The organism is Streptomyces sp. NPDC003327, from assembly GCF_053589515.1.
This window is the reverse complement of the sequence record NZ_JBSFSA010000002.1, coordinates 228375-255091: the sequence shown is the minus strand read 5'-3', so window position 1 is coordinate 255091 and position 26717 is coordinate 228375. Positions and strand designations below refer to the sequence as shown.

Sequence of the window (26717 nt, the reverse complement as noted above, 5' to 3'; positions counted from 1 at the left end):
GGCAGAAGGCAGGAGACCCCAGGTGGCAGCCGGACCGACGACGGCCGAGAAGAGCGGTACGGGCAAGCCCAAGGGGTCTCCGGAGCGACCGTCGGGACGGCCGGGCGCGCGGACCAAGGGGTTCCGCGCGCCCGGCGTCCGCGTCCTGCTGATCGCGCTCGCCGCGGTGGCGCTGGTCGTCGGCGGCTTCTGGGCGCTCTACGGGTCGAGCTGGTTCCGTGTGGAACGTGTGAAGACTTCGGGCGTCCGGGTCCTGAGTGCGCGTCAGATCGAGGCGACCGCCGCCGTCCCCCTCGGCGCCCCGCTCGTCTCGGTGGACACCGAAGCGATCGAGGGCCGGCTCGCCGCGGCCTTCCCGCGGATCGAGTCGGTCGACGTGGTGCGGTCCTGGCCGCACGGAATCGGTCTGAAAGTGACGGAACGGAAGCCCGTTCTCCTCTGGGAGAAGGGGGGAAAGTTCACCGAAGTGGACAGATCGGGACTGCCGTTCGCGACCGTCGGGAAGCCCACCCCCGGTGTGCCCCGGCTCGTCCTGTCCGCCGCCGGCTCACCCAGCCTGCGCCGGTTCGGCGCCGACCGACTGCTCCAGGAGGCGGTCCGCGTCAGGAGTGAACTCCCCGACCCGATCGCCCGCGACACTCGTGTCGTGCGCGTCGCGTCGTACGACTCCGTCACCCTGGAACTCACCGACGGCCGCACCGTCTTCTGGGGCAGCTCCGAATTCGGGCCCGCGAAGGCCCGGGTTCTGACCGCTCTGATGAAGGCGGCACCCAAAGCGGGGCACTTCGATGTAAGTGCTCCCACGGCGCCCGCCTCGTCGGGGAGTTGACGCCCATCGCCGCTGGCCAGCACCCTGGTTGGCCAGCGCTACGGGTGATCACATAGGGTGAAAAGAAAAACGGGAGGTTCGGCGTGTTCGTTGAACGCGCGCCACTTGTCGACTTAGTGTCCTGTTCGGAAGAGTCCAGCGAACAGAGACACTGGTAACCCTAAACTTCAAGGTTAGGGTTTGGGTCGGCGTTCCGGACCGCCCCAATCGGCATCCGTCGTCGCGGCGCCACCAGCGCGAAGCGGCGACACGTAACTCGAGGCGAGAGGCCTTCGACGTGGCAGCACCGCAGAACTACCTCGCAGTCATCAAGGTCATCGGTGTCGGCGGCGGTGGTGTCAATGCCATCAACCGAATGATCGAGGTCGGTCTCAAGGGCGTCGAGTTCATCGCCATCAACACGGACGCGCAAGCGCTGTTGATGAGCGACGCCGACGTCAAGCTCGACGTCGGCCGCGAACTCACCCGCGGCCTCGGGGCCGGGGCGAACCCGGCCGTCGGTCGCAAGGCGGCAGAGGACCACCGTGAGGAGATCGAGGAGGTCCTCAAGGGGGCCGACATGGTCTTCGTCACCGCAGGCGAGGGCGGCGGCACCGGCACCGGCGGCGCGCCCGTCGTCGCCAACATCGCGCGCTCCCTCGGCGCCCTGACGATCGGTGTGGTCACCCGCCCGTTCACCTTCGAGGGCCGCCGTCGCGCCAACCAGGCGGAGGACGGCATCGCGGAGCTCCGCGAAGAGGTCGACACCCTCATCGTCATCCCGAACGACCGGCTGCTCTCGATCTCGGACCGCCAGGTCTCCGTGCTCGACGCCTTCAAGTCGGCCGACCAGGTGCTCCTGAGCGGTGTCCAGGGCATCACCGACCTCATCACCACCCCCGGCCTGATCAACCTCGACTTCGCCGACGTCAAGTCGGTCATGTCCGAGGCCGGCTCGGCCCTCATGGGCATCGGCTCCGCCCGCGGCGACGACCGCGCGGTCGCGGCGGCCGAGATGGCGATCTCCTCGCCGCTCCTCGAGGCCTCCATCGACGGCGCCCGCGGCGTCCTGCTCTCCATCTCCGGCGGCAGCGACCTCGGCCTCTTCGAGATCAACGAGGCCGCGCAGCTGGTCAGCGAGGCCGCCCACCCCGAGGCCAACATCATCTTCGGCGCCGTCATCGACGACGCCCTCGGCGACGAGGTCCGGGTCACCGTCATCGCCGCCGGCTTCGACGGCGGGCAGCCGCCGGCCCGCCGCGACAACATCATCGGCTCGGTCTCGGCCAAGCGCGAGGAGCCGGCCCCGGCACCCCGCGCCACCGAGCCCTCCCGCCCGCTCGGCGGCCTCGGCACGGTCGCCCCGCGCGAGGAGCCCCCGGCCGCCCCGGCCGAGCCCGCCCCGGTCGTCAACGACACCCCGCTGCCGCCGGTCCCGCCGGTGGTCCCCCCGGCCCGTCCGTACGCGGACAGCCCGGCCGAAGAGCTGGATGTCCCGGACTTCCTGAAGTGATAGGGCACCGCTTCCACGCGAACGGCGCGCACTTCGCCTTCACCGACCGGTGGGGCGGGGTGAGCGCCGTTCCGTACGAGGAGCTCAACCTCGGCGGCGCGGTGGGGGACGACCCGGTGGCCGTACGCGCCAACCGCACCCGGGCGGCCGAGGAGCTCGGGCTCGACCCGGCGCGGGTGGTCTGGATGAACCAGGTCCACGGCGCCGACGTCGCCGGGGTCGACGGCCCCTGGAGCACCGGGCCCGTCCCCGAGGTCGACGGGCTCGTCACCTCGGAGCGGGGACTCGCCCTCGCCGTCCTCACCGCGGACTGCGTCCCCGTTCTGCTCGCCGACCCCGTCGCCGGGGTCGTCTCCGCCGCCCACGCCGGGCGGCCGGGGATGGTGGCCGGGGTCGTCCCCGCCGCCGTGAAGGCCATGGTCGAACGCGGCGCCGACCCCGCCCGGATCGTCGCCCGCACCGGGCCCTCCGTCTGCGGCCGCTGCTACGAGGTGCCGGAGGCGATGCGCGCCAAGGTGGCCGCCGCCGAACCGGCCGCCGCCGCCGAGACCTCCTGGGGCACCCCCGCCGTCGACGTCGCCGCCGGAGTGCGCGCCCAGCTCGAACGGCTCGGGGTCCGGGACGTCGAGGACGCCGGGGTCTGCACCCTGGAGTCGCGCGACCACTACTCGTACCGCCGCGACCGCACCACGGGGCGACTCGCGGGATATGTCTGGTTGAACCGAGAAGAGACATGACGGACCGCACGTCGGAACTCGCCGAGAACCTGGCCCGGGTGGAGGAGCGCATCGCCGCCGCCTGCGCCGCCGCCGGACGCGCGCGGGAGGAGGTGACCCTCATCGTGGTCACCAAGACCTACCCCGCGAGCGACGTGCGGATCCTCCACGGACTCGGGGTGCGCCATGTCGCCGAGAACCGGGACCAGGACGCCGCACCCAAGGCGGCCGCCTGTTCCGACCTCGACCTCACCTGGCACTTCGTGGGCCAGTTGCAGACCAACAAGGTCAGATCCGTGGTGGGTTATGCCGATCTGGTGCAGTCCGTCGACCGCCTGAAGCTCGTCTCCGCGCTCTCCGCGGCGGCTGGGAGGGCGGAGCGGGAACTCGGCTGCCTGATCCAGGTCGCCCTCGACGCCGAGTCGGGGGCGCGCGGCGACCGCGGCGGCGTGTCGCCCGACGGGATCGAGGAGTTGGCGGCGGCCGTGGACGCGGCTCCGGGGGTGCGGCTGGACGGCCTCATGACGGTCGCGCCGCTCAGCGGCCCGTACGCGGGCAGGCAACGCGCCGCGTTCGACCGCCTCATGGATTTGTCGACTGCCCTGCGCGCGACCCGTCCGGCTGCGAACATGGTGTCCGCGGGCATGAGTGCGGACCTCGAGGAGGCCGTCGCGGCCGGGGCGACACACGTACGCGTCGGTACGGCGGTACTCGGAGTCCGCCCGAAGCTCGGGTAACGTCGCGAAGCAGGTCGGACCACAGCAGAAAATATGGTCATTCCCCAGAACGGTGGGGGTGACCCGTGGATCGCTGGCACTTGGTGACGAGGCCGATCCACCACAGAGCGGAGGAATCGGAGAATGGCCGGCGCGATGCGCAAGATGGCGGTCTACCTCGGCCTCGTGGAGGACGATGGGTACGACGGCCGGGGCTTCGACCCCGATGACGACTTCGAACCCGAGCTGGAGCCGGAGCCCGAGAGGGAGCGGCGCCACACCCCCCCGCGCCAGGTGGAGCGCGAGGAGCCGGTACGAGTGGTGCAGCCGCCCGCCCCGCGCGAGCCGGTCGCCCAGTCCGTCCCGGTACTCGCCGAAAGTGGACGTCCGGCCCGAATTGCCCCCGTGGCATCCATCACACCCGAACGCCCGAGCCTGGAGAAGAACGCACCGGTGATCATGCCCAAGGTCGTGTCCGAGCGGGAGCCCTACCGCATCACCACGCTGCACCCCCGGACCTACAACGAGGCCCGTACCATCGGGGAACACTTCCGCGAGGGCACCCCCGTGATCATGAACCTCACGGAGATGGACGACACGGACGCGAAGCGACTTGTCGACTTTGCCGCCGGACTCGTCTTCGGGCTCCATGGCAGCATTGAGCGCGTGACGCAGAAGGTGTTCCTGTTGTCGCCTGCTAACGTCGATGTCACGGCGGAGGACAAGGCCCGGATCGCAGAGGGCGGATTCTTCAACCAGAGCTGAGAAACGAAACCGGACGGACCGGCCGCGAGGCGGCCGGAACAAGTGAGAGCGCGAGAGCCAGGGGAGAGGGAAACGCGGGATGGGCGTCGCACTACAAGTGGTCTACATCGTGCTGATGTGCTTCCTGGTCTTCCTGATCTTCCGGCTGGTCATGGACTACGTCTTCCAGTTCGCCCGTTCATGGGAACCCGGCAAGGCGATGGTGGTCGTTCTCGAGGCCACCTACACTGTCACCGATCCACCGCTCAAGCTTCTGCGGCGGTTCATCCCGCCGCTGCGTCTCGGAGGCGTGGCACTCGACCTGTCCTTCTTCGTTCTGATGATCATCGTCTACATCCTGATCTCCATCGTGAGCAGTTTCGCGAGGTGATGGTGGAGGAGAAAGTGGACGATACGGTCTTGCCGACTGCCGACGACTACGTAGAGGTGAAGAAGAGATGCCGCTGACCCCCGAGGACGTGCGGAACAAGCAGTTCACGACCGTCCGCCTTCGAGAAGGCTATGACGAGGACGAGGTCGATGCCTTCCTCGACGAGGTCGAGGCCGAGCTGACCCGCCTGCTCCGCGAGAACGAGGACCTGCGCGCCAAGCTGGCCGCCGCGACGCGTGCCGCCGCGCAGAACCAGCAGCAGCAGGGCATGCGCAAGCCGCCGGAGCAGCAGGACCGCCCGGTCGGACCCGGCGCCCCCGTGCCCGCCGCCATATCCGGACCGCCGGTCCAGCAGCAGCCGCCGCAGATGGGCCCGCCGCAGCTGCCCTCCGGCGCCCCCCAGCTTCCCGCCGGCCCCATGCAGGGCGGGCCCATGGGCCCCGGCCCGATGCAGGGCGGACCGATGGGCCCCGGCCCGATGCAGGGCGGCCCCATGGGGCACCCGCAGCAGCAGATGCAGCCGCAGGCCCCGCAGGCCCCCGGTGGCGACAGCGCCGCGCGTGTCCTCTCGCTGGCCCAGCAGACCGCCGACCAGGCGATCGCGGAGGCCCGTTCCGAGGCCAACAAGATCGTCGGCGAGGCGCGCTCGCGCGCCGAGGGCCTGGAGCGGGACGCCCGCGCCAAGGCCGACGCCCTGGAGCGGGACGCGCAGGAGAAGCACCGCGTCGCGATGGGCTCGCTCGAGTCCGCCCGCGCCACGCTGGAGCGCAAGGTCGAGGACCTGCGCGGCTTCGAGCGGGAGTACCGGACCCGTCTGAAGTCCTACCTGGAGTCGCAGCTGCGTCAGCTGGAGACCCAGGCGGACGACTCGCTGGCTCCGCCGCGGACCCCGGCGACGGCTTCCCTGCCGCCGGCCCCGTCCATGGCCTCGGCCGGTGCCGGTGCCCCGTCCTACGGTGGCGGCGGCGGGATGGGTGGTGGACCGTCCATGGGCGGTGCGCCGTCCTACGGCGGCCAGCAGCAGATGTCCCCGGCGATGACGCAGCCGATGGCTCCGGTGCGGCCGCAGGCTCCGCAGCCGATGCAGCAGGCGCCGGCGCCGATGCGCGGGTTCCTCATCGACGAGGACGACAACTGAGGCGGCGGACGCGCGTGCGCTGAGCACGTAGCCGTCGGCAGTCGGAAGGGCCGGGTCCTGGTTTCCCCCAGGGCCCGGCCCTCCGTCGTTCCCGGACACGCGCCGGGCACGCGCGGGAGCACGACGTACGGCTGCGCGAAGGGCCCGGCACCGCGGGGGTGCCGGGCCCTTCGGGGCGCGGGGGAGGTCAGGCCTTGCGCAGGTGGAAGGTGAGGGCGAGGGACTCGTCCTCGAACGCCGGGCCGAACGTGGCGTCCGGGTCACCCGCCGCGTAGTCCGTCGACAGCACCTCGTCCGCGATCAGCTCCGCGTGGGCCGTGAGCGCCTCCGTGACCTCCGGGTCCTTCGACGCCCACCGCAGCGCGATGCGGTCCGCCACGTCCAGACCGCTGTTCTTGCGGGCCTCCTGGATCAGCCGGATCGCGTCCCGGGCCAGACCCGCCTTCCGCAGCTCCGGGGTGATCTCCAGGTCCAGGGCGACCGTGGCGCCGGAGTCCGAGGCGACCGACCAGCCCTCCCGCGGGGTCTCCGTGATGATGACCTCCTCGGGGGTGAGGGTGATCGTCTCGCCGTTCACCTCCAGGGTCGCCTCGCCGCCGCGCAGGGCCAGGGACAGCACCGCCGCGTCGGCCGCGGCCACCGCCTTCGCCACGTCCTGGACGCCCTTGCCGAAGCGCTTGCCGAGGGCCCGGAAGTTCGCCTTGGCCGTCGTGTCGACGAGCGAGCCGCCGACCTCGGACAGGGAGGCGAGCGAGGAGACGTTCAGCTCCTCGGTGATCTGGGCCTGCAGCTCGGGCGACAGGGCGGGGAAGCCCGCCGCGGCCACCAGCGCGCGCGACAGCGGCTGACGGGTCTTCACGCCCGACTCGGCGCGCGTCGCGCGGCCCAGCTCCACCAGGCGGCGGACCAGGACCATCTGCTCGGAGAGCGTCCTGTCGATCAGCGTGGTGTCCGCCTCCGGCCACGTCGACAGGTGGACGGACTCGGGGGCCTCCGGCGTCACGGGGACGATGAGGTCCTGCCAGACCCGCTCGGTGATGAACGGGGTGAGCGGGGCCATCAGGCGGGTGACGGTCTCGACGACGTCGTGGAGGGTCCGCAGGGCCGCCTTGTCGCCCTGCCAGAACCGGCGCCGGGACCGGCGCACGTACCAGTTGGACAGGTCGTCGACGAAGGCCGAGAGCAGCTTGCCGGCCCGCTGGGTGTCGTACGACTCCATCGCCTCGGTGACCTCGGCGACCAGCGTGTTCAGCTCGGAGAGCAGCCAGCGGTCGAGGACCGTGCGGTCGGCCGGGGCCGGGTCGGCCGCCGACGGGGCCCAGCCGGACGTACGGGCGTACAGCGCCTGGAAGGCGACCGTGTTCCAGTACGTCAGGAGGGTCTTGCGGACGACCTCCTGGATCGTGCCGTGGCCGACGCGGCGCGCCGCCCACGGGGAGCCGCCGGCCGCCATGAACCAGCGCACGGCGTCGGCGCCGTGCTGGTCCATCAGCGGGATCGGCTGGAGGATGTTGCCCAGGTGCTTGGACATCTTGCGGCCGTCCTCGGCGAGGATGTGGCCGAGGCAGACCACGTTCTCGTACGAGGACTTGTCGAAGACCAGCGTGCCGACGGCCATCAGCGTGTAGAACCAGCCGCGGGTCTGGTCGATCGCCTCGGAGATGAACTGCGCCGGGTAGCGGCTCTCGAACAGCTCCTTGTTCTGGTACGGGTAGCCGTACTGCGCGAACGGCATCGAGCCCGAGTCGTACCAGGCGTCGATGACCTCGGGCACGCGCGTCGCCGTCTTCGAGCAGCTCGGGCACGGGAACGTCACGTCGTCGATGAACGGCCGGTGCGGGTCCAGCTCCGACTGGTCGGTGCCCGTCAGCTCGGTCAGCTCCGCGCGCGAGCCCACGCACGTCAGGTGGTCGTCCTCGCAGCGCCAGATCGGCAGCGGGGTGCCCCAGTAGCGGTTCCTGGAGAGCGCCCAGTCGATGTTGTTGTTGAGCCAGTCGCCGAAGCGGCCGTGCTTGACCGAGTCCGGGAACCAGTTGGTCTTCTCGTTCTCCTGGAGGAGCCGGTCCTTGACCGCGGTCGTACGGATGTACCAGGACGGCTGCGCGTAGTAGAGCAGGGCCGTGTGGCAGCGCCAGCAGTGCGGGTAGCTGTGCTCGTACGGGACGTGCCTGAAGAGCAGGCCGCGCGCGTCGAGGTCGGCGGTGAGGGCCTCGTCGGCCTTCTTGAAGAAGACGCCGCCGACCAGCGGGAGGTCCTCCTCGAAGGTGCCGTCGGGGCGGACCGGGTTCACCACCGGGAGGCCGTACGCCTTGCAGACCTTGAGGTCGTCCTCACCGAACGCGGGGGACTGGTGGACCAGACCCGTGCCGTCCTCGGTGGTCACGTACTCGGCGTTGACCACGTAGTGGGCGGGGGCGTCGAAGGGGACCAGCTCGAAGGGGCGCCGGTAGGTCCAGCGCTCCATGTCCTTGCCGGTGAAGGTCTCGCCGGTGGTGACCCAGCCCTCGCCGAGCGCCTTCTCCAGGAGCGGCTGCGCGACGACGAGGCTCTCGTCGCCGTCCGTGGCGACGACGTAGGTCACCTCGGGGTGGGCGGCGACGGCCGTGTTGGACACCAGGGTCCAGGGGGTCGTCGTCCACACGAGGAGCGCCGCCCGGCCGGCGAGCGGGCCGGAGGTCAGCGGGAAGCGGACGAAGACGGACGGGTCGACGACCGTCTCGTACCCCTGCGCCAGCTCGTGGTCCGACAGGCCGGTGCCGCAGCGGGGGCACCAGGGGGCGACGCGGTGGTCCTGGACGAGCAGGTCCTTTTCGAAGATCTGCTTCAGCGACCACCAGACCGACTCGATGTACGAGGGGTCCATGGTGCGGTACGCGTCGTCGAGGTCGACCCAGTAGCCCATGCGGGTCGTCAGCTCGGCGAAGGCGTCGGTGTGCCGGGTCACGGACTCGCGGCACTTCTCGTTGAACTCGGCGATGCCGTACGCCTCGATGTCCTTCTTGCCGGAGAAGCCGAGCTCCTTCTCGACGGCGAGCTCGACGGGCAGGCCGTGGCAGTCCCAGCCGGCCTTGCGGGCCACGTGGTAGCCGCGCATGGTCCGGAAGCGGGGGAAGACGTCCTTGAAGACGCGGGCCTCGATGTGGTGGGCGCCGGGCATGCCGTTGGCGGTGGGCGGGCCCTCGTAGAACACCCACTCGGGGCGGCCCTCGGACTGCTCCAGGGTCTTCGCGAAGACCTTGCTCTCGCGCCAGAAATCGAGCACGGCGTGCTCCAGCGCGGGCAGGTCGACCTGGGCGGGCACCTGGCGGTACTGCGACATCGATCTTCCTCCGGCGGACTGATTCTCGTTCCGTCCGGAGGGACGAGAGCGCTGCTCCCGCGGTACCACCCTCCTTGGCCCCGGGCGCGGACGCCCTGAGCCCCCTCATTGGGGTCGCGACATCGGGTCTAGTCACCGGCCGACCGGGGTTCGGTCAGCGGCTTTCTTCCGACAGCTCCGGGGTGATGCTTCACATCGGGCTCGCCCCCGGGCTCTCACCATCCCCGGGTCGCTCACGGCTGCGTACGACGCTACTCGTCCCCATCCAAGCCTCTCGCTGCGCCCAGTGTACGGGGCCCGGGGAGGGGCGGCAGACCGGTTTCCGGGTGACCCGAATGGTCATACGGGGGGGCGCGGACTTCGGATGCGGCCATGTGGGGGAGGGGTGGCACGGATAACCGGGCGGGGAGCTGGGCACAACGGAGGCAGGCCCGTCCCGTGGGGTGCGGGGGCGGGCGGGAACGGCGGCGTGCCCCGTTGCCGCGGGCCCCGGGCCGATTTATCGTCCCAGCACGATTCGCGAGCAAGATCACAAAATGTGAAGGGGCCGCGACATGGTGGCGAAGAAGACCGCCGCGAAGAAGTCCTCGAAGGTCCCGAAGGCCGGGGCGGCGCCCCGGTCCGCCGGTTCCCCGGGCGCGGGCCTGGACGCCGTGGACGGCACGGACGCCGAGGACGCCGCGGGCGTCGCGGACGTCAAGGGCGTGGCCGGGAAGAAGTCGACGGTCGCCGGGAAGGCGGCGGCCGGGAAGGCGCCCGCGAAGAAGGCCCCGGCGAAGAAGACCACCCCGGCCAGGAAGGCCGTGGCGAAGAAGACGCCCGCCAAGAAGGCGGCGGACGCGAAGAAGCAGACAGGAGCCAGGACGGTGGCAGCGAAGAAGACCGCGGGTGGCGTCACGACCGTCGAGGACGAGGCGGCGGTGCCCCAGGCCCGCGCCGGTGACCTCGCGGTGCGTCCCGGCGAGGACCCCTGGACGCCGGAGGAGGTCGCGGAGGCCCGCAGCGGCCTCCAGTCGGAGGTGCTGCGGCTCCGCAGCGAGCTGGCGCACTCCCAGGAGGAGCTCACCGGTCTGATGCGGGACTCGGGCGACGGCGCGGGCGACGACCAGGCCGACACGGGCACCAAGAACATCACGCGCGAGCACGAGCTGGCCCTCGCGGCCAACGCGCGCGAGATGCTGGAGCAGACCGAGCACGCCCTGGAGCGGCTCGACGCGGGCACGTACGGCCTGTGCGAGGTCTGCGGCAAGCCGATCGGCAAGGCGCGGATGCAGGCGTTCCCGCGGGCCACGCTGTGCGTCGAGGACAAGCAGCGGCAGGAGCGGCGCGGCTGACGGCCTCGCACGCCTGTGCCGTACCCTCGGTGCACGGTCAGGCATCGAGGTCGAGGGACTCACTCACGTGGCAGAGGCGGAGCGCATCATCGGTACGCCGGATTCAGCAGGGGCCGAGGAGCCGGCCGCGTCCGACGGGGCGGCCCTCGGCGGCGCGCCCGCGGACGGGGTGCCCGCCGACGGGGCGGCCGCTTCCGAGGAGCGGCCGCGCGGCCGGCGCAGGATCCTCGCCCTGTTCGTCGTGGCCCTGCTGGCCTACCTCCTCGACCTGGGCAGCAAGATCGTCGTGGTCGAGAAGCTGGAGGGCCGCGAGCCGATCAAGGTGATCGGCGACCTGCTGCGGTTCGAGGCGATCCGGAACCCGGGCGCCGCCTTCGGCATGGGCGAGGCCTTCACGATCATCTTCACCTGCATCGCCGCCGCCGTGATCGTGGTGATCATCCGGCTGGCGCGGAAGCTCTACAGCCTGCCCTGGGCGATCGCCCTCGGCCTGCTGCTCGGCGGCGCCCTCGGCAACCTCACCGACCGGATCTTCCGCTCGCCCGGCGTCTTCGAGGGCGCGGTCGTCGACTTCATCGCCCCCGCGCACTTCGCCGTCTTCAACCTCGCCGACTCGGCGATCGTCTGCGGCGGCATCCTGATCGTGATCCTGTCGTTCCGGGGCCTCGACCCCGACGGCACGGTCCACAAGGACTGAGCCAGACCCGTGCGGACGACACGCCGTCTTCCGCACAAGGCATACTCGACGGGTGAGTACGAGTCCCGAGATCCGCACGCTGCCCGTTCCCGATGGCCTGGAGGGCGAGCGCGTCGACGCCGCCATCGCCCGCATGTTCGGGTTCTCCCGTACGAAGGCGGCCGAGCTGGCCGCCGCAGGGAAGGTCCAGGTCGACGGCTCCGTCGTCGGCAAGTCCGAGCGGGTCAGCGGCGGCGCGTGGCTCGAGGTCGAGATGCCGGGGGCGCCCGCTCCCGTCCAGATCGTCGCCGAGCCCGTCGAGGGCATGGAGATCGTCCACGACGACGACGACATCGTCGTGATCATGAAGCCGATCGGGGTGGCCGCGCACCCGAGCCCCGGCTGGACGGGCACCACGGTCATCGGCGGCCTCGCCGCCGCCGGGTACCGCATCTCCACCTCCGGCGCCGCCGAGCGCCAGGGCATCGTGCACCGCCTCGACGTCGGCACCTCCGGTCTGATGGTGGTCGCCAAGTCCGAGTACGCGTACACCTCGCTCAAGCGCCAGTTCAAGGAGCGCACGGTCGACAAGCGCTACCACGCGCTCGTCCAGGGCCACCCGGACCCGATGAGCGGCACCATCGACGCGCCCATCGGCCGGCACCCGAACCACGACTACAAGTGGGCCGTCACCGCCGACGGCAAGGCGTCCGTCACGCACTACGACCTCATCGAGGCGTACCGGGCGGCCTCGCTGCTCGACATCAAGCTGGAGACGGGCCGCACCCACCAGATCCGCGTGCACATGTCCGCCCACCGCCACCCCTGCGTCGGCGACCTGACGTACGGCGCCGACCCGACGATGGCCAAGCGCCTCGGCCTCACCCGGCAGTGGCTGCACGCCGTCCGGCTCGGCTTCGAGCACCCGGGCGACGGCTCGTGGGTCGAGTTCGCGAGCACCTACCCGGCCGACCTGCAGACGGCCCTGGAGCGCATCGAGGCGGAGAGCCGGTGACGGCGTACACCGTCCGCGTGGCGGAGGGGCGTGCCGACCGGGACGCCTGCTTCGCCGTGCGCCGCGAGGTCTTCGTCGAGGAGCAGGGCGTTCCGCGGGAGATCGAGTACGACACGTACGACGAGACCGCCGTGCACGTCCTGGCGGTCCGGGCCGAGGACGGGCTGCCGCTGGGCACCGGGCGGCTCCTGTTCGGTCCCGACGCGGCCGGCAAGACCGGCGGCGACGCCTCGGTGGGCTCGCTCGGGCGGCTCGCCGTCGCGAAGGCGGCGCGCGGCCTCGGGGTCGGCGCCGCGCTCGTCCGGGCCGTCGAGGACGCGGCGCGCGAGCGCGGTCTCGCCGCCGTCGACCTGCACGCGCAGACGCACGCGCTCGGCTTCTACGAGCGGCTCGGATACGAGGTGTACGGCCCCGAGTTCCCGGACGCGGGCATTCCGCACCGGGCCATGCGCCGAGCCCTGTAGGCGCTTCCGTCGGGCGTGGCGGAACCGGCCCGCGCCGGTCCCGTCGTCCGTGAAGGAACCCGCCCGCACAGGTTCCGTCGCGCGCGGCGCAGCTCGCGCGTCCGGGGGCAAGAGGCCCGAAAACGGACGTTCGTGGCAGGGTGGGGTTGTGGATCAACTGGCCCTGCTCTTCCTGCTGCTGCTCGGCGCCGTGCTCACCGTGCCCCTCGGTGAGCGGCTCGGACTGCCCGCGCCCGTCCTGATGACGCTCGTCGGGACGGTGCTCGCGGTGCTGCCCTTCGTACCGAACGTCGAGATCCCACCCCAGTACATCCTTCCGCTGGTGCTGCCGCCGCTCCTGTACGCCACCGTGCAGCGCACCTCCTGGCGGCAGTTCACGGCCAATCTGCGGCCCATCTTCCTGCTCGCGGTCGCCCTGGTCTTCGTCACCACGGCCGCCGTCGGGGCCGTCGCGAACGCGCTCGTGCCCGGCATCCCGATCGCCGCCGCCCTCGCGCTCGGCGCGCTGGTCGCCCCGCCCGACCCGGTCGCCGCCACCGCCGTCGCCGGTTCGCTGGGGCTGCCGCGCCGGCTGGTGTCGATCCTGGAGGGCGAGGGCCTCTTCAACGACGTCACCGCGATCGTGCTCTACCACGTCGCCATCACCGCCGTGGTCACCGGCCACTTCTCGTGGCCGGAGGCGGCGGGCGAGTTCGTGCTCTCCGCCGTCGTCGCGATCGCGGTCGGCGTCGGCCTCGGCTGGCTCTCCGGCAAGCTCGTCGGGCTGCTCGGCGACGCCACCCTGCAGACCGGACTCACCCTGCTCGTCCCCTTCGTGAGCTATGTGCTCGCCGAGGAGCTGCACGGCTCCGGCGTGCTCTCGGTCCTGCTGACCGCCCTCTTCCTGGCCGAGCACGCGGCCGACGCCGACGACGTCATGGGCCGGCTCGCCGGGCAGACGTTCTGGCAGGTCGTCGACACCCTCGTCACGGGCATCGCCTTCGGCCTCATCGGCCTGGAGCTGACCCACGTCTTCGGGGTGGCCGAGGGCCGCGGGTGGGAGATGCTCGGCTGGGGCGCCGCCGTGGTCGCGGTGGTCGTCGGGATCCGGTTGCTGTGGCTGCTGCCCGCCACCTGGCTGGCGAAGAAGCTCCACTCCGGCCGGGACGTGGACGAGGAGATCCCCATGAGCTGGCGGGAGACCGTGGTCATGTGGTGGTCCGGGATGCGCGGGGTGGCCTCGGTCGCGCTGGCGCTCGCCATTCCGCTCCGCACCGAGGACGGCTCGCCCTTCCCCGGCCGCGACGAGATCGTCTTCATCGCCTTCTGCGTGATCGTCGCCACCCTGGTCTTCCAGGGGCTCACCCTGCCCTGGCTGGTCAGGAGGCTGGGCGTGCAGGCCGACTCGGACGCCGAGCGGGCGCTGGAGCGGGACCTCGCGATCCGGGCGGCGAAGGCCGCCAAACTGCGGCTGAAGCAGATCCAGGAGGTCGAGGAGCTGCCGGAGGAGGTGCAGGAGCGGCTGATGCGCGGTGCGTACGACATCGGGGCGCGGATCAGCCCCGACATGGTGGACGAGGAGCGGCGGACGGCCTTCGCGGAGCGGGCGGCCCGCTTCAAGGCGGTGCAGCGGATCCAGCGGGAGCTGATGTCGGCGGCCCGGCACGAGGTCCTCGCGGCCCGCAGCGAACCGGGGGTCGACCCCGAGGTGGTGGACCGGGTGCTGCGGCACCTCGACGTCCGCAGCATGCACTGAGCCGGGCGCGGCGCCCGTGCGCGGCGGGTGGCAGGATGGCGCGCATGGACATCATGCTTTTCCACTCGGTCCACGGGCTGCGCCCGGCCGTCGAGGACGCGGCCGAGCGGCTCCGGGCCGCCGGCCACCGGGTGTGGGTGCCGGACCTCTTCGACGGCTGGACGACCGCTTCGGTCGAGGAGGGCATGGCGAAGAAGGACGAGATCGGCTCGGACGAACTGCTGAAGCGGGCCGTGCTCGCCGCGGCCCCCTACTCGGAGCGCGGGCTCGTCTACGCGGGCTTCTCCTTCGGCGCCTCGGTCGCCCAGACCCTGGCGCTCGGGGACGAGAAGGCGCGCGGGCTGCTGCTGCTCCACGGCACCTCGGACCTCGCGCCGAACGTGTCGGTGGACGCCCTGCCCGTACAGCTGCACGTGGCGGAGCCGGACCCGTTCGAGACGGACGACTGGCTGTCCGCCTGGTACCTCCAGATGCGCAGGGCCGGGGCGGACGTGGAGATCTACCGCTACCGCGGCGCCGGGCACCTCTACACCGACCCGAAGCTGCCCGACTGGGACGCGGAGGCGGCCGAGCGGACCTGGTCCGTGGCGCTCTCCTTCCTGGACGACCTCGCCGCCGACGCCGACTGAGCGTTTGCCGGCCACACGGGCGACGGCCCCCGGGGATTCCCGGGGGCCGTCGCTTTTCGGACGTGTCAGTACGTCAGAGGACTCGGGCCTCAGGCGCGGTACGCGGTCCAGTGGTCGTTCATCCGGGTCACCTGACCGGTGGTGAACTGGTACATGCACGCGTCGTACGTGTAGTCCATGAAGTTGTGGATCGGGTCCACGCCGGTCTTCGAGGCGCAGGAGTCACGGCCGGTCGGGCACTCGTAGGCCGGGCTCTTCTCGGCCGGGGTGTCGGCGACGTAGTCACCGTTGCCGTTGCAGCCGCCCTGGAAGGTGTGGTAGAGGCCCATCCAGTGGCCGACCTCGTGGGTGGCGGTGTCGCCCTGGTTGTAGTTGGCCGCCGAGCCGCCCGGCAGGGAGGCGTCGAGGAGGACGACGCCGTCCATGGACGGGTTGGAGGCGTAGGAGGACGGGAAGGTCGCCCAGCCGAGCAGGCCGCCGCTGAGGTTGGCGGTGTAGATGTTCAGCGCGTTGGCGCCGCCCTGGCGGAGGGTCTGCTTCATGGCCTTCTCGGCGGTGGAGCCGGAGGCCAGGTTGTACCAGGAGGCGTTGTCCGTGTAGGTGGTGCCGGCCAGCGTGAACTGGAAGTTGGTGTTCACGTTGCCGGTGCCCTGGCCGCCGAAGGCGGAGTTGAGCACGGACATCTGGTTGCTGATGTCGGTGGCGCTGAGCTTGCCCGTCGTACCGCTGTGGATGACGTGGAAGTAGACGGGGATGCTGACCGCGGTGGCGCCGACGGTGGCGGTGGCGCGGTTGGTGAGGCGCGCGGCCTCCAGCTTCTTCTTGAGGTCCGCGTCCATGGCCTTGGCCTGCGTGGCCGTGACCTCGTTGGGCTCGTGGGCGTGGACGTCCGCGCCGCGCTCCTTGCGGGCGCCGGACAGGGCCTCGGTCTCGTGGGAGTCGACGCACTCCTCGGCGGACGCGCCGGCCAGCGTGGTGGTGGCCTCGGCCGCGACGGGGGCGGAAAGGGGTGCCAGGGCCAGGGTTCCGGCCATGACGGCAGTGCCGAGCATACGACGTGAATTGCGCGGCGATATACGGACAAGAGCACGCACAGGTGACTCCTCGCGGGGGGTGCGTGGAGAGGTACTTCCTCGCCACGGCGGGAGATTACGGGTTCATGTCAGGTCACCAAGAGCAGTGATCAAGCCCAATCATTCCTGGGGCATTTCAGGACATCGGAAAGAAAAACTTGCGCCGGTTCCGAGGTTTGAGACGTGGGCGTAACGAAACAGACGACAGAGGCGGGTGGTGTGTCCGGATTCGATCTCCGGAACCCACCACCCGCCGTGATGATGTGATCTCCCGTTAACATGCGCAGGAGTGGCTGAAAATCGACGGTCAGATGACCGGCTGGTACACCCGCTCGACGCGCTGCGTTCCACTGAGCGTCCGATAGGAGCGCGCCCACGCCGTCGTCGCGGCCGGGTCCCGCTTGTCGGAGACGGTGTAGTAGTCCATCTGCGAGCGCTCGGCCGTCACGTCGAGCACGCCGTACCCGTGGTGGTCCATGTCCACCCACTTCACGTGCCGGTTGGCCGCCTTGATCGCGCCGGCGGCGACCACCGAGAGCGTGCCGGGCGCCACGTGGAGCATGTCGTCGAGGTTGTCCGAGGTCACCGAGGTGACCACGAACTCCGTGGCGGCGGAGGCGGAGAAGGGGTACGTCGCCGCCTTCACGGGCACGTCGTTGGCCCAGGCCATGTGGATGTCGCCGGTGAGGAAGACCGTGTTCCTGATCGCCCGCGAGGTCAGGTGGGCGAGCAGCTCCTTGCGGTCGTCCGTGTAGCCGTCCCACTGGTCGACGTTGATCGCGAGCCCCTCGGCGGGCAGGCCCATCAGCTCGGCGAGCGGCGCGAGGAGGTGGGCGGGCAGCGAGCCGAAGGCGACCGGCGAGATCATCACCGAGGTGCCGACCAGCTGCCAGGCCGCGTCCGAGCCCGCCAGCCCGGCCTTCAGCCAGTCCAGTTGGGCGCGGCCGGTGATCGAGCGCTCCGGGTCGTCCACCGTCCCGCTGCCCACCTTCGCCGGTGCGGAGCGGAAGGAGCGCAGGTCCAGCAGGTGCAGATCGGCCAGCTTGCCGAAGCGCAGCCGCCGGAAGACCGTGCCCTCGGTCGAGGTGCGGACCGGCATCCACTCGAAGTACGCCTGCTTGGCGGCGGCGATCCGGGCCGCCCAGTCGCCCTCGGCGCCCGGCGTGTGGTTCTCCGCGCCGCCCGCCCAGGCGTCGTTGGCCGTCTCGTGGTCGTCCCAGATGGCCACGAAGGGGTGCGCGGCGTGCAGCGCCTGGAGGTCGGGGTCCGTCTTGTACGTCGCGTGGCGCAGCCGGTAGTCGGCGAGCGAGACGATCTCGTGGCCGGGCTGGTGCTGCCGCACGCCGTACTTCGCCTCGGGGTAGACGCCGGTGCCGTACTCGTAGACGTAGTCGCCGAGGTGGAGGATCGCGTCCAGGTCGGCGCGGCCGGCGAGGTGGCGGTACGCGGAGAAGTGGCCGGCCTCCCAGTTGGCGCAGGAGACCACGCCGAAGCGGACGTTGGCGGCGGTGGCGTCGGGGGCCGGTGCGGTGCGCGTGCGGGCCGACGGGGTGACGGCGGTGCCCGCGGTGAAGCGGTACCAGTAGGCGGTGGCCGGGCGCAGACCGCGGACGTCGACCTTCACGGTGTGGTCGGTGGCGGCGGTGGCGGTGGTCGCCCCCGAGGCGACCACGCGCGAGAAGGAGCGGTCCTCGGCCAGCTCCCAGCCGACCTGGACGTCCGGGCCGGTCCCGGAGCCGGGGACGGCCTCGGGGGTGGGGGTGACGCGCGTCCAGAGCAGGACGCCGTCGGGCAGCGGGTCGCCGGAGGCGACGCCGTGGTGGAAGGCGGGAGCCCCGGTGCCGGCGAGCGCCGGCGAGGCCGTGCCGAGCAGGGCGGGTGCGGCGACGGCGGTGGCCGCGGCGGCCTTGACGACCATGCGGCGGCTGGGGGCGGAAGATATGAAACGACTGGTCACGGGCAGTCAGATTACTGACCGGTATGCCCTCTGGTCAGGCGAAATCCGGAAGTTCGCCGATCCTTCGCCTCCGGGTCGTGGCCGGTGCGCGCCGCTCCACCGCCCCGCCGTTCGCCCCGACCAGATATCAGAATAGAATTCTAGAACTGACTTCTGGACACCGGTCCGCGCAGGACCACGAGGGGGAGCCCGATGTCGCAGCCCTGGTACGCACACCGGCCACCGCAACAGACCGTGACGGGGAACCCGTACGCGCCGGACGGATACGGCCCCCCGCCCCCCGGCCCCACCTGGCGCCGCCGCGCCCCCCTGATCGCCGGCGTCCTCGCCCTGCTCCTCCTCGTCGGCACCGGCGCGTACGCCCTCGGCGAGCGCTCCGGCCGGCACACCGCGGCCAAGCAGCACGCGGCGAGGGAGCGCACCGACAGGGAGGGCGGCGCGCCCACCCCGACCACCACCGCGCCGCCGACGGCGAGCGGGAGCCCCGCCCCGACACCCTCCCGCGCCCCCACCACCGAGGAGATCGCGCGCCAGCGCAGGCCGGGCGAGGCGAGCGCCTGGATCGTCGACGACCGCACCGACCTGCCGCGCCGCACGATCCCGACCGAGGACCTCTGGATCGTCGGGGACACCGTCGTCCAGGCCGTCTACAAGAGGGTCGTGGCCCACCGGCTCGGCGACGGCTCCGAGGCGTGGAGCGTCACCCTCCCGACGCCCGTCTGCGAGACACCGGTCAACCCGACCCCCGACGGCAAGGTGGTCGTCGTCCTCCAGAACGTCGAGGCCTGGACGGGCACGCGCTGCAACCGGCTCCAGATGATCGACCTGCGCACCGGCCGGCTCGGCTGGCACGCGCGGCTGGCCGAGACCGGCGACGACGACAGGGCGATCATGGTCGACAGCGCGGTCAGCGGCGGCACCGTCGCGATCGCCCAGAGCCTGAAGGCCGCCGCGTACAGCGTCGCCGACGGACGGAAGCTGTACGACATCCCGACGGAGGACCCCGGGACGTGCCACCCCGGCCGCGTGGCGGGCGGCAGCAGGCTCCTCGTGATCGCCGACTGCGCGATCTCCTCGATGGAGAAGGCGTACAGCCAGCTCCGCGAGATCGATCCGGCCACCGGCAGGGTCCGCATGCGGCTGCGCACCGAGCCGGGCCGGGTGATCGGCCGGATCCTCTCCGTCGACCCGGTCGTCTACACCACCGTGCTGAAGGAGAAGTTCGCCGAGGACTGGCGGGTCGTCGCCCTCGGGCCCGACGGCCGGGTCCGCACCACCATCGACCCCCGGGCCAAGGGGCTCAAGCACTGCGGCGACTCCGTGGACACCAGTGGCAACGCCCAGGCCTGCCGGGAGGCCTTCGTCGGCGGCGGCCTGGTGCTCCTCGGCGGCACCGACCGCGTCGGCGCCTACGACCTCGCGACCGGCACACTGGTCTGGGGCCTGAAGTCCGAGGGGACCTCGTACGGCTACTTCCCGCTGGCCGTCGGACCGGGCAGGACCGGGCTCGTCCACCAGCTGGGGACGCTCCGCAACCCCGGCCGCGTCTTCCGGGTCGGTCCGGGCGGCGTGGACACCGTCAAGGACGTGCTGAAACTCCCCGCCGCCACCGCGGGCGCCGAGTTCGGGGCGGGCGTCGTCGGCGAGAGGGCGTACGTGGGCGACCGGCTCGTGCTCGCGCCCGCGAACCTCAGCGGCGACGACGCCCGGCGCGAGCCGCGCCTGCTCTCCTTCGCTCCCTGACCCGCCGGGGGAGAGCGGTCAGGGAGCGAAGGGGAAGCGACGGGAGGCAGCGGGGGCGGGTCAGCCCTTGAGGGCCGCGTCGATCGCCGTGGTGAACTCCGCCGGCGTCATCGGCGGGTTCTCCGTCCCCGCCACCGTCACCAGCTTGCCGTCCATCTTCAGCGTCGGGGTGCCCTTCACGCCGCTGTCGTCGAACGCCTTCGACATCTTCATCGCCCAGGCGTCGAACGTGCCGTCCTCCACGTGCTTCTTGAACGCGGCGTTGCCCTTGAGCGCCGGAACCGTGTCCGCCACCTTCAGGAGGTAGGAGTCCTTGGCGAACTCGTCCTTGCTCTCCTCCGGGTGGAAGTCGGCCGAGTACAGGGCCGCCTTGTAGGAGAGGAACGCCTCCGGGCTCACGTTCAGCGCAGCGCCGAGGGCCGAGAGGGCGTTCTTCGAGCCCTCGCCCTGGTCCATGTTGTCGATGAAGGTGGCGCCGACGTACTTGATCTTGTACTTGCCGGCCTCGACGTCCTTGTCCACGGTGGCGCCCACGGACTGCTCGAACGTCGCGCAGACCGGGCAGCGCGAGTCCTCGTACAGCTCCAGGGTCTTCTTCGCGGAGTCCTTGCCTATGACGACGGTCGTGCCGTTCGTGCCGGTGGTGTTCTTGGGGGCGGTCACGGTCGTCGCGTCCGCCGCCGCCTCCCAGTGCGAGGGCTTGTTGGACTGGACGACCGCGTAGCCGATGCCGCCGGCCACGGCGAGGACCGCGACCGCCGAGACGCCGACGACCAGCTGCCGGCGCGCCCGGTCCTTCTTCGCCTGACGCTCGCGCTCCTCGCGCAGCCGCTCGCGGGCGGCAGCCTTGTTGGCCTTGCTGTTGCGTGCACTCATGATCGTGATCTCCGTGAAAGAAAAGAGGAAGGCAAGGGAAGCGGGGAGCCGCTCAGACCAGAGCGGGCACCGCACGCGGCGGCCCCCGCCGCCCCACGGAGTGCACGAGAAGACGCGTACGGGACGACCGGACCCGGGCCGCGGGCCGCCGTCCGGCCTGCGCGGGCGCCGGGCCGCCCGTGCGGAAGAAGGCCGCCACCAGCAGCAGCGGGCGGAACGCGAAGGCCGCCACCGCCCCGAGCAGCCGGGCGAGCGCCCGCTCCCCGCCGCGCAGCCAGGAGGCGGCGAGGAGTCCGACGCCCACGTGGGCCGCGAGCAGCAGCCACGGCAGCGCCGGGTCGGGGGAGTCGAGCAGGGCGGCCGCGGTCCCGCTCTCCGGGGCGACCACGCCGGGCAGCGGGGCTCCCACCGCGCCGCCGCAGAAGACGTCCACGCCCACCGCGCGCAGGGAGCCGGCGACCGGGCCCCCGGCCGCGCCGTAACAGACCGCCTGACCGCTGGTGAAGAGCGTGTCGGCGGCCAGCTCCAGGGGCACGAGCAGCCCGGCGATCGGGCCGAAGCCGCGCTCGCGGCCCGCCAGCGCGTACGCCGCGGCGAAGACGCCGGCGGCGACCGGGACCACCGTGCCCAGCGGCAGCGGCACGCGGGAGAGCAGCACGTGGGACGCCACGGACAGCGTCACGACCACTGCCGTGAAGAACGCCGCCCGCAGCGCCCTCAGCTGCGTCCCTGCCATGTCCATCGTCGTGGAGTGTGCCACGGACGGCCGTAAGGAGTCCGTCAGAAAGAGCTGTGCGCGACCGCCCGGAACCACGTGCGCCTCCTACAGGCCCGGGATCCGGCCGTTGCGGAACAGGTCGACGAAGATCTGGTGGTCGGCCCGCGCCCGCGCGCCGTAGGTGTGCGCGAAGTCCACGAGCAGCTCCCCGAACCCGTCCTCGTCGGCGGCGATCGCCGCGTCGATGGCCCGCTCCGTCGAGAACGGCACCAGCGAGTGGCCGCTGGAGTCGTCCGCCGCCGCGTGCATCGTCGCCGTCGCCCGGCCCAGGTCGGCGACGGTCGCCGCGATGTCCTGCGGATCGTCGATGTCCGACCAGTCCAGGTCCACCGCGTACGGCGAGACCTCGGCGACCAGCTGGCCCGAGCCGTCCAGCTCCGTCCAGCCCAGCCACGGGTCCGCGTGCGCCTGGAGCGCCCGCTGCGAGATCACGGTGCGGTGGCCCTCGTGCCGGAAGTACTCCCGTACCGCCGCGTCCTTCACGTGGCGCGAGACCGCCGGGGTCTGCGCCTGCTTGAGGTAGATCACGACGTCGTTCTCCAGGGCGTCGCTGTGGCCCTCCAGGAGGATGTTGTACGAGGGGAGGCCGGCCGAGCCGATGCCGATCCCGCGCCGCCCGACCACGTCCTTCACCCGGTACGAGTCGGGCCGGACGAGCGAGGACTCGGGCAGCGTCTCCAGATAGCCGTCGAAGGCCGCCAGGACCTTGTAGCGGGTCGCTGCGTCCAGCTCGATCGCACCGCCGCCCGCCGAGAAGCGGCGCTCGAAGTCGCGGATCTCGGTCATCGAGTCGAGCAGCCCGAAGCGGGTCAGCGAGCGGGCCTCGCGCAGCACGCCCAGGAGCGCGCCCTCGGCGGTCTCCAGGGTGAAGGAGGGCACGTCGTCGCCCTTGGCGCCGGTGGCGAGGGCGTGGATCCGCTCCCGGTAGGAGGCCGCGTAGACGCGGACCAGGAGGCTGATCTGGCCGTCGCCGAGGGCCTTGGTGTAACCGAGGAGGGCGAGGGAGGCGGCGAGCCGCTTGAGGTCCCAGGTGAAGGGGCCGACGTACGCCTCGTCGAAGTCGTTCACGTTGAAGACCAGCCGGCCGTTGGCGTCCATGTACGTGCCGAAGTTCTCGGCGTGGAGGTCGCCGTGTATCCAGACCCGGCCGGTCCGCTCGTCCAGGTACGGACCGCCCTGCGCCTCCGCCTCCTGGTCGGCGTAGAAGAGGCAGGCCGTGCCCCGGTAGAACGCGAAGGCCGATCCGGCCATCTTCCGGAACTTGACGCGGAAGGCCGCCGGGTCCGCGGCGAGCAGCTCGCCGAAGGCGCCGTCGAAGACGGTGAGGATCTGCTCACCGCGCTCGGCGGCGGTGGGCTGCGGAACCGACATCGAGGTGCCTCCTGCGTGCAAGACTGCTCATGACAAATGGGACAGGTGTTCCCGCTCCCTCAACGCGCGACGGTACCCCCGAGTGCCCGGTCGCTGTCGGTCGAGCGACGTAGACTTCCACGCTGACCCCCCAGGAATTCGTTCGGAGGCCTCCCCCGTGACCAAGCCGCCCTTCACGCACCTCCACGTCCACACCCAGTACTCGCTGCTGGACGGGGCCGCGCGGCTGAAGGACATGTTCGACGCGTGCAACGAGATGGGCATGACCCACATCGCGATGTCCGACCACGGCAACCTCCACGGGGCGTACGACTTCTTCCACTCCGCGAAGAAGGCCGGGGTCACCCCGATCATCGGCATCGAGGCGTACGTCGCGCCTGAGTCGCGCCGCAACAAGCGCAAGATCCTGTGGGGCCAGCCGCACCAGAAGCGGGACGACGTCTCCGGCTCCGGCGGTTACACCCACAAGACGATCTGGGCGGCGAACTCGACGGGCCTGCACAACCTCTTCCGGCTCTCCTCCGACGCGTACGCCGAGGGCTGGCTGCAGAAGTGGCCCCGGATGGACAAGGAGACCATCTCCCAGTGGTCGGAGGGGCTCATCGCCTCCACCGGCTGCCCCTCCGGCGAGCTCCAGACCCGGCTCCGGCTCGGCCAGTTCGACGAGGCCCTGAAGTCCGCCTCCGAGTACCAGGACATCTTCGGCAAGGACCGCTACTTCCTGGAGCTGATGGACCACGGCATCGAGATCGAGCGCCGGGTCCGCGACGGGCTCCTGGAGATCGGCAAGAAGCTCGGCATCCCGCCGCTCGTCACGAACGACTCCCACTACACGTACGCGCACGAGGCGGGCGCTCACGACGCCCTGCTCTGCATCCAGACGGGCAAGAACCTCTCCGACCCGGACCGCTTCAAGTTCGACGGCACCGGCTACTACCTGAAGTCGACGGACGAGATGTACGCCATCGACTCCTCCGACGCCTGGCAGGAGGGCTGCCGCAACACCCTCCTCGTCGCCGAGCAGGTCGACACCACCGGCATGTTCGAGGCGAAGAACCTCATGCCGAAGTTCGACATCCCCGAGGGCTACACCGAGGTCACCTGGTTCCGCGAGGAGACCATGCGGGGCATGCACCGGCGGTTCCCGGACGGGATCCCCGAGGACCGCATGAAGCAGGTCGAGTACGAGATGGACACCATCATCTCGATGGGCTTCCCCGGCTACTTCCTCGTCGTCGCCGACTTCATCATGTGGGCGAAGAAGCAGGGCATCGCCGTCGGCCCCGGCCGAGGCTCCGCGGCCGGCTCGATCGTCGCGTACGCCATGGGCATCACCGACCTCGACCCCATCCCGCACGGCCTGATCTTCGAGCGCTTCCTCAACCCCGAGCGCATCTCGATGCCCGACGTCGACATCGACTTCGACGAGCGCCGGCGCGTCGAGGTGATCCGGTACGTGACCGAGAAGTACGGCGCCGACAAGGTCGCCATGATCGGCACGTACGGCAAGATCAAGGCCAAGAACGCCATCAAGGACTCCGCGCGCGTCCTCGGCTACCCGTACGCGATGGGCGACCGGCTCACCAAGGCCATGCCCGCCGACGTCCTCGGCAAGGGCATCGACCTCAACGGCATCACCGACCCCTCCCACCCCCGCTACAGCGAGGCGGGCGAGATCCGGTCGATGTACGAGAACGAGCCGGACGTCAAGAAGGTCATCGACACCGCCCGCGGCGTCGAGGGCCTCGTCCGCCAGATGGGCGTGCACGCCGCCGGCGTGATCATGTCCAGCGAGCCCATCGTCGACCACGCCCCCATCTGGGTGCGGCACACCGACGGCGTCACCATCACCCAGTGGGACTACCCGAGCTGCGAGTCGCTCGGCCTGCTCAAGATGGACTTCCTCGGCCTGCGCAACCTCACGATCATGGACGACGCCGTCAAGATGGTGAAGTCCAACAAGGGGATCGACATCGATCTCCTCGCCCTGCCGCTGGACGACCCCAAGACCTTCGAACTGCTCCAGCGCGGCGACACCCTCGGCGTCTTCCAGTTCGACGGCGGCCCCATGCGCTCGCTGCTGCGGCTGATGAAGCCCGACAACTTCGAAGACATCTCCGCCGTGTCCGCCCTGTACCGGCCGGGCCCGATGGGCATGAACTCGCACACCAACTACGCCCTGCGCAAGAACGGCCAGCAGGAGATCACCCCGATCCACCCCGAGCTGGAGAAGCCGCTCGAAGAGGTGCTCGCGGTCACCTACGGCCTCATCGTCTACCAGGAGCAGGTGCAGAAGGCCGCCCAGATCATCGCCGGCTACTCGCTCGGCGAGGCCGACATCCTCCGCCGCGTCATGGGCAAGAAGAAGCCCGAGGAGCTGGCGAAGAACTTCACCATCTTCCAGGCCGGCGCCCAGAAGAACGGCTACAGCGACGAGGCCATCAAGGCCCTCTGGGACGTCCTGGTCCCCTTCGCCGGCTACGCCTTCAACAAGGCGCACTCGGCCGCGTACGGCCTGGTCTCCTACTGGACCGCCTACCTCAAGGCCAACCACCCGGCCGAGTACATGGCCGGACTGCTCACCTCGGTCAAGGACGACAAGGACAAGTCCGCGGTCTACCTCAACGAGTGCCGGCGCATGGGCATCAAGGTCCTGCCGCCGAACGTCAACGAGTCCGAGGCGAACTTCGCGGCCCAGGGCGACGACGTCATCCTCTTCGGCCTCTCCGCCGTCCGGAACGTCGGCACCAACGTCGTCGAGTCGATCATCAGGACCCGCAAGGCCAAGGGGAAGTACAGCTCCTTCCCCGACTTCCTCGACAAGGTCGAGGCCGTCGTCTGCAACAAGCGGACCGTCGAGTCGCTGATCAAGGCCGGCGCCTTCGACGAGATGGGCCACACCCGCAAGGGCCTCGTCGCCCACCACGAGCCGATGATCGACAACGTGGTCGCGGTCAAGCGCAAGGAGGCCGAGGGCCAGTTCGACCTCTTCGGCGGCATGGGCGACGAGACCACCGACGAGCCCGGCTTCGGCCTCGACGTCGAGTTCTCCGACGTGGAGTGGGAGAAGTCCTACCTGCTCGCCCAGGAGCGCGAGATGCTCGGCCTGTACGTCTCCGACCACCCGCTCTTCGGCCTGGAGCACGTCCTCTCCGACAAGACGGACGCCGGCATCTCCCAGCTCACGGGCGGCGAGCACAGCGACGGCGCCGTCGTCACCATCGGCGGCATCATCTCCGGCCTCCAGCGCAAGATGACCAAGCAGGGCAACGCCTGGGCCATCGCCACCGTCGAGGACCTCGCCGGCTCCATCGAGTGCATGTTCTTCCCGGCCACCTACCAGCTGGTCTCCACCCAGCTCGTCGAGGACACCGTCGTCTTCGTGAAGGGCCGCCTCGACAAGCGCGAGGACGTGCCCCGCCTGGTCGCCATGGAGCTGATGGTCCCCGACCTGTCGAACTCCGGGACCAACGCGCCCGTCGTCCTCACCATCCCCACCGTCAAGGTCACCCCCCCGATGGTGAGCAGGCTGGGCGAGATCCTCCAGCACCACAAGGGCAACACCGAGGTGCGGATCAAGCTCCAGGGCCCGCGCTCCACGACCGTGCTCCGGCTCGACCGGCACCGGGTCCAGCCCGACCCGGCGCTCTTCGGCGACCTGAAGGTGCTGCTCGGCCCGTCCTGCCTGGCCGGCTGACCCGGCCCCGTACCCCGCCCGCAC

The 26717-nt window shown here is 71.0% G+C and carries 21 protein-coding genes; 15 read left to right on the top strand and 6 right to left on the bottom strand.

Going from position 1 to position 26717, the window contains the following annotated elements; genetic code table 11:
- The first annotated feature begins 22 nt into the window (after positions 1-22).
- The 7 genes from ACWDVG_RS02750 (at position 23) to ACWDVG_RS02720 (ending at position 6026) form a co-directional block, all read left to right on the top strand.
- Positions 23-829: a cell division protein FtsQ/DivIB gene (locus tag ACWDVG_RS02750; protein ID WP_451695479.1), complete on the top strand. Its 807-nt coding sequence runs from the start codon at positions 23-25 to the stop codon at positions 827-829.
- Positions 830-1106: 277 nt separating this feature from the next.
- Positions 1107-2321 carry a cell division protein FtsZ gene (gene ftsZ / locus ACWDVG_RS02745; RefSeq protein ID WP_451695477.1) on the top strand — a complete coding sequence of 405 codons (1215 nt, stop codon included), beginning with the start codon at positions 1107-1109 and terminating at the stop codon, positions 2319-2321.
- Positions 2318-3058: a peptidoglycan editing factor PgeF gene (gene pgeF / locus ACWDVG_RS02740; RefSeq protein ID WP_451695475.1), complete on the top strand. Its 741-nt coding sequence runs from the start codon at positions 2318-2320 to the stop codon at positions 3056-3058. The genes ftsZ and pgeF overlap by 4 nt, the downstream gene beginning before the upstream one ends.
- Complete coding sequence (locus ACWDVG_RS02735; protein WP_451695473.1) at positions 3055-3774, top strand: YggS family pyridoxal phosphate-dependent enzyme; 720 nt, start codon at positions 3055-3057, stop codon at positions 3772-3774. The genes pgeF and ACWDVG_RS02735 overlap by 4 nt, the downstream gene beginning before the upstream one ends.
- 123 nt (positions 3775-3897) lie before the next feature.
- Positions 3898-4518 carry a cell division protein SepF gene (locus ACWDVG_RS02730; protein WP_451695472.1) on the top strand — a complete coding sequence of 207 codons (621 nt, stop codon included), beginning with the start codon at positions 3898-3900 and terminating at the stop codon, positions 4516-4518.
- A 79-nt stretch (positions 4519-4597) separates the two neighbouring features.
- Positions 4598-4888, top strand: coding sequence for a YggT family protein (locus ACWDVG_RS02725; protein WP_451695471.1), 291 nt, complete (start codon positions 4598-4600; stop codon positions 4886-4888).
- Between the two features lie 67 nt (positions 4889-4955).
- Complete coding sequence (locus ACWDVG_RS02720) at positions 4956-6026, top strand: DivIVA domain-containing protein (RefSeq protein ID WP_451695469.1); 1071 nt, start codon at positions 4956-4958, stop codon at positions 6024-6026.
- A gap of 187 nt (positions 6027-6213) precedes the next feature.
- Here ACWDVG_RS02720 and ileS read toward each other — a convergent pair whose 3' ends face one another.
- Entirely contained in the window at positions 6214-9345 is a 3132-nt protein-coding gene (gene ileS, locus ACWDVG_RS02715; protein ID WP_451695467.1) for an isoleucine--tRNA ligase, read from the bottom strand.
- A 554-nt stretch (positions 9346-9899) separates the two neighbouring features.
- Between ileS and ACWDVG_RS02710 the strand changes: the two genes are divergently transcribed.
- From ACWDVG_RS02710 to ACWDVG_RS02685, 6 genes are all read left to right on the top strand, one after another.
- Positions 9900-10679: a TraR/DksA family transcriptional regulator gene (locus tag ACWDVG_RS02710; RefSeq protein ID WP_451695465.1), complete on the top strand. Its 780-nt coding sequence runs from the start codon at positions 9900-9902 to the stop codon at positions 10677-10679.
- Between the two features lie 67 nt (positions 10680-10746).
- The gene (gene lspA / locus ACWDVG_RS02705; RefSeq protein WP_451695463.1) at positions 10747-11376 is read left to right on the top strand and encodes a signal peptidase II; all 630 of its coding nucleotides are present in this window, start codon (positions 10747-10749) and stop codon (positions 11374-11376) included.
- Between the two features lie 52 nt (positions 11377-11428).
- A complete protein-coding gene (locus ACWDVG_RS02700) occupies positions 11429-12370 on the top strand; it encodes an RluA family pseudouridine synthase (protein WP_451695461.1) in 942 nt (313 codons plus the stop codon).
- Positions 12367-12834, top strand: coding sequence for a GNAT family N-acetyltransferase (locus ACWDVG_RS02695; protein ID WP_451695460.1), 468 nt, complete (start codon positions 12367-12369; stop codon positions 12832-12834). The genes ACWDVG_RS02700 and ACWDVG_RS02695 overlap by 4 nt, the downstream gene beginning before the upstream one ends.
- 148 nt (positions 12835-12982) lie before the next feature.
- Positions 12983-14569, top strand: coding sequence for a Na+/H+ antiporter (locus tag ACWDVG_RS02690; protein ID WP_451695459.1), 1587 nt, complete (start codon positions 12983-12985; stop codon positions 14567-14569).
- 44 nt (positions 14570-14613) lie between these two features.
- The gene (locus ACWDVG_RS02685) at positions 14614-15198 is read left to right on the top strand and encodes a dienelactone hydrolase family protein (protein WP_451695457.1); all 585 of its coding nucleotides are present in this window, start codon (positions 14614-14616) and stop codon (positions 15196-15198) included.
- A gap of 89 nt (positions 15199-15287) precedes the next feature.
- Here the strand turns inward: ACWDVG_RS02685 and ACWDVG_RS02680 are convergent, their stop codons facing one another.
- Both ACWDVG_RS02680 and ACWDVG_RS02675 read right to left on the bottom strand, forming a co-directional pair.
- Positions 15288-16250 (bottom strand): zinc metalloprotease, encoded by a 963-nt coding sequence (locus ACWDVG_RS02680; protein WP_451695455.1) that lies wholly within the window; start codon positions 16248-16250, stop codon positions 15288-15290.
- A 328-nt stretch (positions 16251-16578) separates the two neighbouring features.
- Positions 16579-18228, bottom strand: coding sequence for an alkaline phosphatase D family protein (locus tag ACWDVG_RS02675; RefSeq protein WP_451695454.1), 1650 nt, complete (start codon positions 18226-18228; stop codon positions 16579-16581).
- A gap of 234 nt (positions 18229-18462) precedes the next feature.
- Here ACWDVG_RS02675 and ACWDVG_RS02670 point away from each other — a divergent pair, with 234 nt between their 5' ends.
- Positions 18463-19971, top strand: a complete 1509-nt coding sequence (locus tag ACWDVG_RS02670) for an outer membrane protein assembly factor BamB family protein (RefSeq protein WP_451695452.1) — start codon at positions 18463-18465, stop codon at positions 19969-19971.
- A 60-nt stretch (positions 19972-20031) separates the two neighbouring features.
- On the opposite strand, the gene ACWDVG_RS02665 is transcribed toward ACWDVG_RS02670, so the two are convergent.
- The 3 genes from ACWDVG_RS02665 to ACWDVG_RS02655 all read right to left on the bottom strand — a co-directional run bounded on the left by ACWDVG_RS02665 (position 20032) and on the right by ACWDVG_RS02655 (position 22996).
- A complete protein-coding gene (locus ACWDVG_RS02665) occupies positions 20032-20847 on the bottom strand; it encodes a thioredoxin domain-containing protein (protein ID WP_451695450.1) in 816 nt (271 codons plus the stop codon).
- A 52-nt stretch (positions 20848-20899) separates the two neighbouring features.
- Positions 20900-21589: a hypothetical protein gene (locus tag ACWDVG_RS02660; protein ID WP_451695448.1), complete on the bottom strand. Its 690-nt coding sequence runs from the start codon at positions 21587-21589 to the stop codon at positions 20900-20902.
- Positions 21590-21670: 81 nt separating this feature from the next.
- Complete coding sequence (locus tag ACWDVG_RS02655) at positions 21671-22996, bottom strand: DUF2252 domain-containing protein (RefSeq protein ID WP_451695446.1); 1326 nt, start codon at positions 22994-22996, stop codon at positions 21671-21673.
- Positions 22997-23153: 157 nt separating this feature from the next.
- Between ACWDVG_RS02655 and dnaE the strand changes: the two genes are divergently transcribed.
- On the top strand, positions 23154-26693 hold the full coding sequence (gene dnaE, locus ACWDVG_RS02650; RefSeq protein ID WP_451695444.1) for a DNA polymerase III subunit alpha: 3540 nt from the start codon (positions 23154-23156) through the stop codon (positions 26691-26693).
- Positions 26694-26717 lie beyond the last annotated feature (24 nt).